This window comes from Myroides sp. LJL115 (assembly GCF_054871665.1).
The window spans coordinates 127,508-137,669 of sequence record NZ_JBTXLS010000002.1 but is presented as its reverse complement, the minus strand read 5'-3'; the positions used below and the strand labels follow the sequence as shown (position 1 = coordinate 137,669).

Annotated in this window: 9 protein-coding genes; 2 read left to right on the top strand and 7 right to left on the bottom strand. The window is 30.8% G+C overall.

All coding sequences use genetic code 11. The features are described 5' to 3' along the window. Positions 1-547: 547 nt before the first annotated feature. Positions 548-1,726, top strand: coding sequence for a hypothetical protein (locus ACYSNX_RS01265; RefSeq protein ID WP_461752879.1), 1,179 nt, complete (start codon positions 548-550; stop codon positions 1,724-1,726). 258 nt (positions 1,727-1,984) lie between these two features. On the opposite strand, the gene ACYSNX_RS01260 is transcribed toward ACYSNX_RS01265, so the two are convergent. From ACYSNX_RS01260 to ACYSNX_RS01240, 5 genes are all read right to left on the bottom strand, one after another. Next, the gene (locus ACYSNX_RS01260; RefSeq protein WP_461752878.1) at positions 1,985-2,383 is read right to left on the bottom strand and encodes a hypothetical protein; all 399 of its coding nucleotides are present in this window, start codon (positions 2,381-2,383) and stop codon (positions 1,985-1,987) included. 309 nt (positions 2,384-2,692) lie between these two features. Next, positions 2,693-3,064, bottom strand: coding sequence for a hypothetical protein (locus ACYSNX_RS01255; RefSeq protein ID WP_461752877.1), 372 nt, complete (start codon positions 3,062-3,064; stop codon positions 2,693-2,695). A 371-nt stretch (positions 3,065-3,435) separates the two neighbouring features. After that, positions 3,436-5,838, bottom strand: coding sequence for a TonB-dependent receptor domain-containing protein (locus ACYSNX_RS01250; protein ID WP_461752876.1), 2,403 nt, complete (start codon positions 5,836-5,838; stop codon positions 3,436-3,438). Positions 5,839-5,909: 71 nt separating this feature from the next. After that, positions 5,910-6,095 carry a hypothetical protein gene (locus tag ACYSNX_RS01245; RefSeq protein WP_461752875.1) on the bottom strand — a complete coding sequence of 62 codons (186 nt, stop codon included), beginning with the start codon at positions 6,093-6,095 and terminating at the stop codon, positions 5,910-5,912. 57 nt (positions 6,096-6,152) lie between these two features. Then, positions 6,153-6,350, bottom strand: coding sequence for a hypothetical protein (locus ACYSNX_RS01240; RefSeq protein ID WP_461752874.1), 198 nt, complete (start codon positions 6,348-6,350; stop codon positions 6,153-6,155). Between the two features lie 259 nt (positions 6,351-6,609). Between ACYSNX_RS01240 and ACYSNX_RS01235 the strand changes: the two genes are divergently transcribed. Next, positions 6,610-7,782, top strand: coding sequence for a hypothetical protein (locus ACYSNX_RS01235; RefSeq protein ID WP_461752873.1), 1,173 nt, complete (start codon positions 6,610-6,612; stop codon positions 7,780-7,782). Between the two features lie 110 nt (positions 7,783-7,892). On the opposite strand, the gene ACYSNX_RS01230 is transcribed toward ACYSNX_RS01235, so the two are convergent. Continuing rightward, on the bottom strand, positions 7,893-8,195 hold the full coding sequence (locus ACYSNX_RS01230) for a hypothetical protein (RefSeq protein WP_461752872.1): 303 nt from the start codon (positions 8,193-8,195) through the stop codon (positions 7,893-7,895). Positions 8,196-8,763: 568 nt separating this feature from the next. After that, positions 8,764-9,894 (bottom strand): hypothetical protein, encoded by a 1,131-nt coding sequence (locus ACYSNX_RS01225; RefSeq protein WP_461752871.1) that lies wholly within the window; start codon positions 9,892-9,894, stop codon positions 8,764-8,766. Positions 9,895-10,162: the final 268 nt, after the last annotated feature.

Here is a 10,162-nt window from a genome sequence, read left to right as displayed (position 1 = left end):
AACCTGTGAATTTTAAAAAACAGGTAAATATAAACAGAAAGAGGTAAACTATAAAAGCGATTGCTTTTAATAGTTTACCTCTTTACTTTAAGCTTCTATTTTAAAAAGGGACTTTTTCAGTGCCCTCGAATAATGGGGGTATACTACATTTTGCAATAAAACTATTTTCCCGTTTGACTCCACCTTTCCAATACCTTTTTGCTTTTTCTTAGAGGCGAATAGCATCGATGAGATAATAAAAAAAGTAGACGAACTCTTACCAGAATATATTCAAACAAGGGAAAATAAATTCATTAACAAAACACAGTATATACAAATATTAAGTAGTGAACATAGACAAGAAATAGGACAGATATTAGATATAACTAAAAGGCTTAAAAGCAAAAGAATTAACTACGACATCATAGAAAACGAGACACTACATGAAGAACAACAACAGGATGACCCTACTCTTTTTATTAGAATAAATTCTTCTGGAACTGCACTAACTGCTGATGACCTTATTTATTCTATATATAAATCTATTTTTCCTCAAGCTAAGGAATTGGTGGAAAAAGTAAACTTAGATTTTATCAATCCAGTACAAGTTATTTCAATGGCATCAAGAGTCGTTGCGTCTAAACTACAGAGCAATGATTATACAAAAAAAATGAATGTTAGAGAATTTCAAAGAAAAATTAAAGATAATGACTTTTCAGAAAATCTCAATAAAATATTGACTGATGATACATTTAAAAAAATTTCTGATCAGGCTATAGAAATACTATCATGTAGAAAAAATCCTTTATTTAATGGAGAAGTTCCTCCAGTACTAATTAAGTCACTTATAAAAAAGAATCAAGAATTGTTCCTGTTTCTAATCTACTGGTTATATATAAATGACACAAAAGAATTAACAAACGAACTAAAACTTAAAATAGCCAGTAAATTATTTATCTTTTCATGGTTTAATTTTAAAAACGAAAAGCAACTTTGGTATGAAAAGATAACCAACCTTGACTTTTGGGAAGAACCTCTAAACGAAATGCTTTGGTGGAATGATGAATTTGGTATTCAATTTCTAATTACTCCCTCACTTCTCTTACAATATTATAATCAAGAACACATTATAAAAAAATTCAAAAATAATGACGAATATAGGTGGAGCTTGGATACAAATGGTATTGGCCAAGAAATAATAAACTACTATAACAGTATTAAAAATAAGGAGATTGAAGGGCACATATGTAATGAATACTTCTGGAAACTAATACAGCAACTACAGCATAACAGACAATTACTTCTATTCGCCCAGAGAGATTATTTAAATACAGAATTTACTGACTTTAATAATTTAGAAGATCTAGAAGATACAGATACTCCTTGGGACTTAGATCACATATACCCTCAGAGTTGGGTATATTATCAGCAATGTAATACTGCAATACGAGATTGGAATAATACTAATGGTAATTACCGCGCTTTATCGCTTGAGCAAAATAGAAGTGAAAACAATAGTTTATCACCTGCTGAACGACTAGAACCAAAAGAATTGAGAACGAAATCTTTTATATTAGATAGTGACTTCCAATATTGGAATCAAATCAGTACTAGAATTAATGGAGATGAAATGGATAATCATTTTAAAGCAGTTACAACTCGAATGATTAATATATACCAAAAAATTTGGGATGACTTCAAACTAAACGACTTACTAATTATCCGAGATAAACAACCGAAAAATTAATCGTAACTACTAAATAAGGATATTCCGTTAATAACAAATAAAAACAAACTCAAAAAGTCAAACTAATACCCTGAATTTGAATCAAAACAAGCTAGTAATCTTGGTTTTCATTGAAAATATTTCATTTATTTTCAGGGTATCTTCTCACTATAATAGAAGTCGCGGTATAAAATTAATTTTTTTTGCTTCTAAAAAAGAAAACACTTACAAAAAAAATAAGTTGTTTACAATTTGCTACCTAATTAACAGTAGAGTTTTTTAAAATAGAAACTTTTCTGCGTCACCATTATAGCCATTTTTATATTCTAGCAATAATAAGGAATCACTTTCTAATATTTCTGCGTTTTCCGCATTAACCCAGATACCTTTTAAAAAAACCTCTCTTTGTTTTGGCTCTATTGAAGAATTGAACACATAATAATTATTGATAACAAAAAACAGCCAATTTTCAGGTAACTCATTTCTTTCTAGAGCAAATTTCTTTTGTATTTCCCAAGCGTGATGTAATTTAATTGGGGCATTTTTTTCAAACTCTTCAAATTCTTTTGTCCCATAATAGATAATGTCATTCTCTTGTAAAAATTTGCTTTGGGGAGTTTGGCAACTCACAATGGAAATTATACAGCACAGTATAGAAAGTCCTATTATTTTTTTCATTTTATGATATGTTATTCTTACAATTCATATTACATTTTGACTAATATATTTTACAGCTTTATGCTTATTGCTTCCTCTAGACCATATAAGCCCATTTCTAACTTTAAAATCCTATAAAAGTACTCCATTTTATAGAGCATTTCTAGCTCGCTTAAAAAAGGATAAGCCTAGTTATACCTTAATATTTCGAATAGTACTACCTTTTCTTTTAGTGTAAACACATAACTCAAATACTTCTTAACTAATCGTATAAAGACTATCTCTTCTAGACCTTACCTCCATAACAGGAAGAACCCTATAAGATGTAAACTATTTATTTTTAAACTCTTGTACAAATCCTACCTTAGGTATTTGCAGTAGCATTTTTACACTTTTCTTATCCGACTTCTTTATTTGCTTAGTTATCCCGTTTATCCAATAAGTACCTTCCATGGAATAATCCCCTGATTTAGCATTATATAAGATTACTTTATCCGAGAAAACATAATAATCATTAAATATTACGTCTAACTCTAAATTCAAATGCTCAGCTTCTGGGTTTTCGTTAAAGTAATATGTAGCTAATAACTCTGCAGCTTCTTCAGTATTAATCTTTAAACTATCTTCTTTGCCCCTATACTCCTTGGTTCCATATTGATAATAAACATCAGATTTTTTATCTTGACAGGAAACGAAGCTCACGATTATTATTAAGAGTAAGCAGTTTATTACTTTTTTAATATTCTTCAGATATGTCATTCTGCTGTTTTTGCTTTTATTAAATATTGTGCCATTTTTAGCTGTATCACACTCGTAAAATTAATAAACTTCTGATGTATATAGTCTATTTGCTAGTATATAAGTTTAAATACTTCTAGAAGTATAAAATTCAAATTAAGAACCATAATATTTAGGCGATCCTTGAGTTCTTCTATTTTCAAAAGCACCCGAAAATTAGACCTGCATCTTTTCCAATTAAGTACTATATAGCAATATTTGCTTGTAAAAATGTCATAGAACGATCTAAATTTACTTATAAGATTCCTTTTTTCTATCATCAGAAATCTATTGTTTTAGATGCGACTTTCTTCCTCAATAGGTCTTTCTTTTATTTTCTTTTTCTGTTTTCCAAATAGATAAGTCAAGGTTAGATTAAACTTTCTAATATCATTGTAGACAGCTGTTCTATAGGAATAGGAAGGGTAGTTTTCATAACCGCTATTTCTATTTTGCCTAAATACATCCATATAGCTCGCATTTAGGGATAACTTCTTGCTTAATAATTGTAACCTAACTCCTAAATCAAAGCTTGCTCTAGTCTTGAACTTGGTAAATCCCTCTGTAGTAGGAAAATCTTGGAAGAAGTTAATTAAAAGATAAAGGTCTTTTGGCTTATAAATAGCAAAGGAATTCCTTGTGGATAAATAATAGCCCGCACCTTGTTGTTTTAAGTTGGTAACATCTGGCAGATAAGACTTGGAATAATTTAGGTATAAACTCCCTGAGTTATAGCTATTAAACCAGTCCAGTGGTTTAAAGTTATATCCTATATCTAAACCAATGGTATTTTGGTTAAAGAAGTTTTCTGGTATAGATATAATTTCATTGGTCTGTTGCTGAGCAATTGTTATATAATCTTGCGCTTTCTTTAAATAAGAGTCATATAGAGTAAAATATAAATTATCCCTAAATACATAAGTGAATTCAATATTGTGCGAAATAGACGCTTGTAAATAAGGATTACCCGCTATGTAAGAGTTGTAATTAGAATAAGTTCTGTAAGGATTTAATTGAGAAAAAGAAGGTCTTTCAATCCTCTTAGAATAGGCAAGTGAAAAGGAATGATCATCACTTGGGTCATAAGAGACAAATACAGAGGGAAATAAATTATCAAAACTCTTCTTGGTTAATTGTTTTAAATAGACGGACTCTCTTTTATTATAAGTATGCTCATACCTTAACCCTATTTGGGCGATTATTCCATTGTCAAATTCTTTTTCTATAGAAAAATACCCAGCAAAAATTTGTTCCTGATAATTAAACTTATCTTTCAAACTATCAAAAGGTAACTGTTCTACACTTAAGAGCTCTTTAAATTCACTTCTATTTTTAGTAGTGGCATGGGTGTACTTTGCACCAAAAGAAATATCAAAAGCATCTAGCGGTAAATTGACATCTGTGCTAAGTGTAAAAACATCAAAGTTAGTACTAGTAAAATTATTGACTTTAGAACTATTTAAAATATCTACTTGATTTATGTCCCAGTAGGTTATGTTACTGATATCTTGGTTACTATTATTATTCTTGGTTAAATAATTAGCATTGAAAGCTATTTTCTTTCCTTCCTCATCTAATTCGATATCATAAAAGGCCGACAAGGTATGGAAATCATACTTTTCTTTATTAACCGATGGAGAATTTTGTAAAGAATCTAGCTTGGACTCACTTGAATAATACGCCCAATTATTGGTATTAAACCTACTATCCCAAAAGCTACCTCTATAGGATAACCCCATTTTTTGGTTATCCTTTAGGTTATACTGCATTTGGACATTGGCACTACTTCCAGTTGATTTATCACTTCTGTTATAGGTAAATTCCCTATGAGCATTTTCAAATTCTATAGAGGAATCACCTATTGGCTGCTTGTGTTCCTGGTTGTAAGAAAAGCCCACATCAACACTAAACTTTTTACTAGAATAATTTAATCCAATACTAGGACTGTAAGAAATCTTCTTTCTTTGCGTATAACTGAAAGAGGCAGAACCATTAAATCCAGAGTTAAAACTTTGCTTTTTTAAAACAATATTTAAAAGACCTGCATTTCCTTGGGCATCATACTTTGCGCCGGGTGTTGTGATTACTTCTATAGACTTAATATTCTCGGATCTAATGGAACGCAAATAGTTTTCTAAATCCACACCTGTAAGATCTATTTTTTTTCCATTTATAAGTATTCCTACAGAAGATTTCCCGATAATCTTAATGTCCGATTGGGTAACGTCAATTTTAGGGGTTGATCGTATTACCTCTAAAGCATCAGTACCTGATGAAACTATACTATTTTCTACATTATAGATTAACCTATCTACCTTTTTTTCAATCAACTTTTTTTGGGCTGTGATAGATATCTCTTGAAGAAGTTGTGAGTCATCAATTTGAATATTATCAAGGATTAGATGTTGGCTTAAAACAATATTCTTGGTAAAATAGGGCTTCTCAAATTGTCTAATTACTAAGTCATAAGTGGCAGGGTCTACTAAGAAATGAAACTCGCCTTGTTCATCTGTAAATAGTGTTTGAGCAATAGTATTGTCCTTTTGAACAAGACTTACACTGAGAAACTCCATAGGATCACTCTTGGTATCAATTACCTTTCCCTTTAAACTAACCTTTTGAGCGGTTAGTCCAAGACTATATAAACCAATAACAATATAAATAAATATTTTAGGTATGTATTTAAATAAGAGGTACATTCAATTTGTATAATCGTTACTATCACAATTATACAAATTAAAATTAACAAAATTTTACATAATCTAAATTATTACTCTAATTCAAAATACCACTCTAAAAACGAATTAAAACTTTCCCATTGTTTATCTATAATCCCCTTATGGAAATTAGCTAAAGATTCTCCTAGTTCTAATTCTATCACTGTGCCATTTTCTTTATTATAGAAAAAACCATGCTCTGCTTCAAATGAATCTAAAGGAATAAACTGTGGACCCAATTTTAAAGCCTCTAAAACATATTGCTTCTCTTCTAAATAGCCTGTATATAAAATGAACTATCCTATATGATATAATTCAAATCCTCTATCACTCAAAAATGTTGGCGCACCTTGCTCAGCATGATTATAAAAGATAGAAAAATCAGAATCCTTATCTATGGCTAACTCTTCTATTGTTCCTTCATACATTTCTATCGCTTGCTCTTCCCACCAACCATATTCCTTTAAATAAGTCTTTAATTTTTCTGATATCATTTTTGTATTTTTATATTATTGATTCACTATTTAAAGTACAATAAATCTTTTAAACTAAATAAAGAGTTAAAAATATTTCATACATTTAAACATCAGTACATTACGCGAAATATTTTTGCATTTTTCTGATTACTAAAAGTATTCAATTTCAATTTAAACAAAGATATCTAATACTTTAAAGATGACTCAAAGATAGTAGAATAGAATATAAAACCTTCCTCACAAAAATTTAAAAAGTAACTCGAAAACTATTAAAAAAATGAAGAAAATAGCTACACTACTTTTTCTCTTTCATCTTATATCTTCCTTTGGACAAAAACGTCCTGAGGTATATAAGTTTTCAAGTACAATTTTAGAAGAAATAGACAATGATACGCTCGCTTGGAAATATCAATTAGGTGCAGCGGAATTATCCTTTTCAGGCCACTATCCGGAGGTATTAGCAACTTGGGATAAGAATGGCGTAAAACCACCCAAAACAAGTGTAAGAGATAGTTTGTATTTTGCTGAAAGCAACAAAATAAATGCTAAGGATTACATCATAGAACAAGCAAAAAGCAAAGAAATTGTCATTATAAATGAAGCGCATCACCTTGCCCTTCACCGATTATTTACCAAATCGCTGCTCCAAGAACTATATGATAACGGCTATCGTTACTTTGGGCTTGAGGCTTTGTTCGATACAGAAATAAACCAGCGTAAATATCCTATTTTAGAGAGTGGCTACTATACGAAAGAACCTGAATTTGGTAATTTAATAACCGAAGCATTACGCTTTGGCTTTACTCTTTTTAGCTATGAAGCGACTCAAGGCAAAAATAATACTGAAAGAGAAATTGAACAGGCCAAGAATATTCAAGATTTTATAGAAAGCGTACCTAAGGGTAAAACTCTCATCCTCTGTGGTTACGCCCATGTTTATGAAAATGAGTATCCTATTTGGGGAAAGGCCATGGCAGGAAGGCTAAAAGAAAATATGCAAATCGATCCATTAACAATAGACCAAACGATGTTTTTAGAAAGATCTAAACTAGAGAATAATCATTTATTCATGCGCCTAAATAACAGCCAAGAATCTATTGTATTACAAGATAAGGATAAACAAATATTCAATGGTACCACAGAAAACAGACAAACAGATATAGTTATTATTCATCCTATGACACAGTATATTAATGATCGTCCTCATTGGCTCAATGCAGGAAAAAAAGAACACTGGGTAGAGTATCCTACCACAAAAAAGGATGGACCATTACTTATTTTAGCTTATAGATTAGGGGAATTTGAACATAATGGGATTCCTGCAGATGTACTTGAAATTGGAGACCAATCCATAAGAAAACCACTTTATTTAAATAAAGGTGAATATACCATAGTAATCAAGGATAACAACTATACTATTGTCGACACCTATAGCATAAAGATCGATTAACTATCTACTTATAAATTGCAAGAAAAACAGAAAACATCCTTTGTCTACTTGGGTAATCCTTTTTTACAATTTATCATTCTAAAGTTATAACATTGATTGTAGATAAAGGGCTATTTAGCACTTGTTAGAATTTCAATATGAAGCCATATTCCAATTAAAATAAGCACTATACCTAGCACAATAAGAGTCCAAGCAATAAGCAAATTAGAGCCTTTAGCCGCCTTTTCTCCATAAGTGTTCTTAATCCACGTAATATTAGTAAACACCCCAGGGCCTCCTGTATCATACATCCAATCATCTCCTTTCTTAGACCAATATAAGTAGAGTAAACCAAATAGTAACATCAAAATACCCGGTAGTTCAGGAATTAGTATAAGTAAGTCTAAAAACCAGTCATTTTCTTTTTTATCCATTGTATATATCTTAGTATAGCTTTAAAAAAACCGAAATAAAATTAATCAAATTTGTAGAATATTAAAGTCAAGAACTATAAAAAAGAAAGAGTACTTAAGTCTTCTTTCCAAGGATAAGCGCCCTAGCTTATAATGGAAGTTGATTCACTAATAGAGCAGCATAATCCGTTTTATTTAAAATCGATTACTATGTCCTTTCCTATAATTTTTAACTCAGGAAGTTCTTGCTCGAGTTTGTCTAACTCCTACTTTTCAAGAGAGTTTGATATAATATTCAACTCTGATAAGGACTGCATTTTAAAAATACTAAGTAGTAAATAGTTAAGCTTCGTAAAGTACGATGTACAGCTTTTTAAATTTAGGAAAACTATCCAAAATATCTGGTAGTGAATTCTTCTTCCCTTCAAAGGAAATTCTCTCTTTTTGGTTCTTGACATACCAATTGGAAATATCCGATGTTTCTAAATCTTTTTAGCTTACACACTTGTTGAAATACTTTTACATCATGATTGTATTTCACTAATTACTATATTACTAATAAAGATACTTTAGTTAAGCTAGTTTCATCTTAGTTCTTCACTAGTACTTTATTTAACTCTTGGTTGATATTAGCCTTGTTTAATCCCCAAGTATCCAGAACTTGCCATACATCGCTCTGGCCATTGATTTGATACAAGGTTTCTACAAACTTATCTTTCCCTAAAAGAATAATACCATATTCAACAGCAAGAGCCCCAATAAGGTAAGGTACCGGTGTTTCTTCATTTATATAGAACCTTTCATAGGGCTTATCTAGATAATATGCGTAGTCTATCGGGTTGTGATCTACATACTCTTTTAAAGCCTTTTTATGCCACTGATAATCATAAAACCCACTTCCACCAAAATAGGTAGCTAATCCCTCGTCTAAAATAGTGGGAAGAAAAGGAAATAACTTTCTTGTATAAATATGGGTGATTTCATGGGTGTAGATTTCTGCATTATTAGCCGAATACACCATCCCTCCTACTTCAGCAAGTCCCCCATTTTCAGACAAGTACATATCCGAAGTATAATCAAAACCTTTTATATTAAATAGTTCTTTTGCATCCACGCAGGAATAATACGTAATAGGTAGCTTTTCTGTATTAAAAAAATTGATCAGCTGCTCAATATCCTTCTCTTGCTGTTCTACTTGAACAAGATTAACTGACCTATTTTCAGAAATAACGTACTGCACTCCCCCATGAGTAAATTTGTTCCAAGTTGCTGTAGCAAAATCCGTATAGGAGCTAAAGTAGATTTTCTCATTTGAAATATCCACTACAATATTATAAATAATTCTAAGTAGGTTTTCTTTGGTCTGTGGATTATGTCCAATATAGGCTAGTTTGGCTATTTTTTTGGTTGTATCTTTTGTTGGAACCAGCTCCATTAAAGTAGGTTGATAAAAGTAAGGTCCTAATCTGCCTTGTTCTACCCCTACTATTGACCTATATGGAGTAATAAAAGTCTGAAAATCCTGTGGGTTCCAAAGTGTATTATGGTACATATCTTGATTCTTAGTTTGAAGAAATAAGGCCAGCTTTTCTATTATAGCATTATTTTCTGGTGTCCTGCTTACAGAAGGAGAAACCGAGAGTATGATTTGATTATCAATCACCTGTGCATTAATAGGTATTATCGTCAAAAGAAAGAAAAAGAATATAGTCTTGCGCATTTCCTAAGATTTTTGGTCATTTTCTAAAGATAGAAAATTATACTCCAAATTATTAATTTCTAATAGTATAACCTGAATTATTGTTTACTTATAAACAACTTTAATCTTTTTAAACCTTTGTGATTAGCAAAACATTTTGGACCTAAACACAAAATGCTTAGAGAACCGACTTTTATGTTTTATAGAAGAAAAACACCTTACCTTTTAACGAGTTCTTATTACTTCATTTCCCCCGATCACTTGTGAAATATACTCTTAACCTCTAACC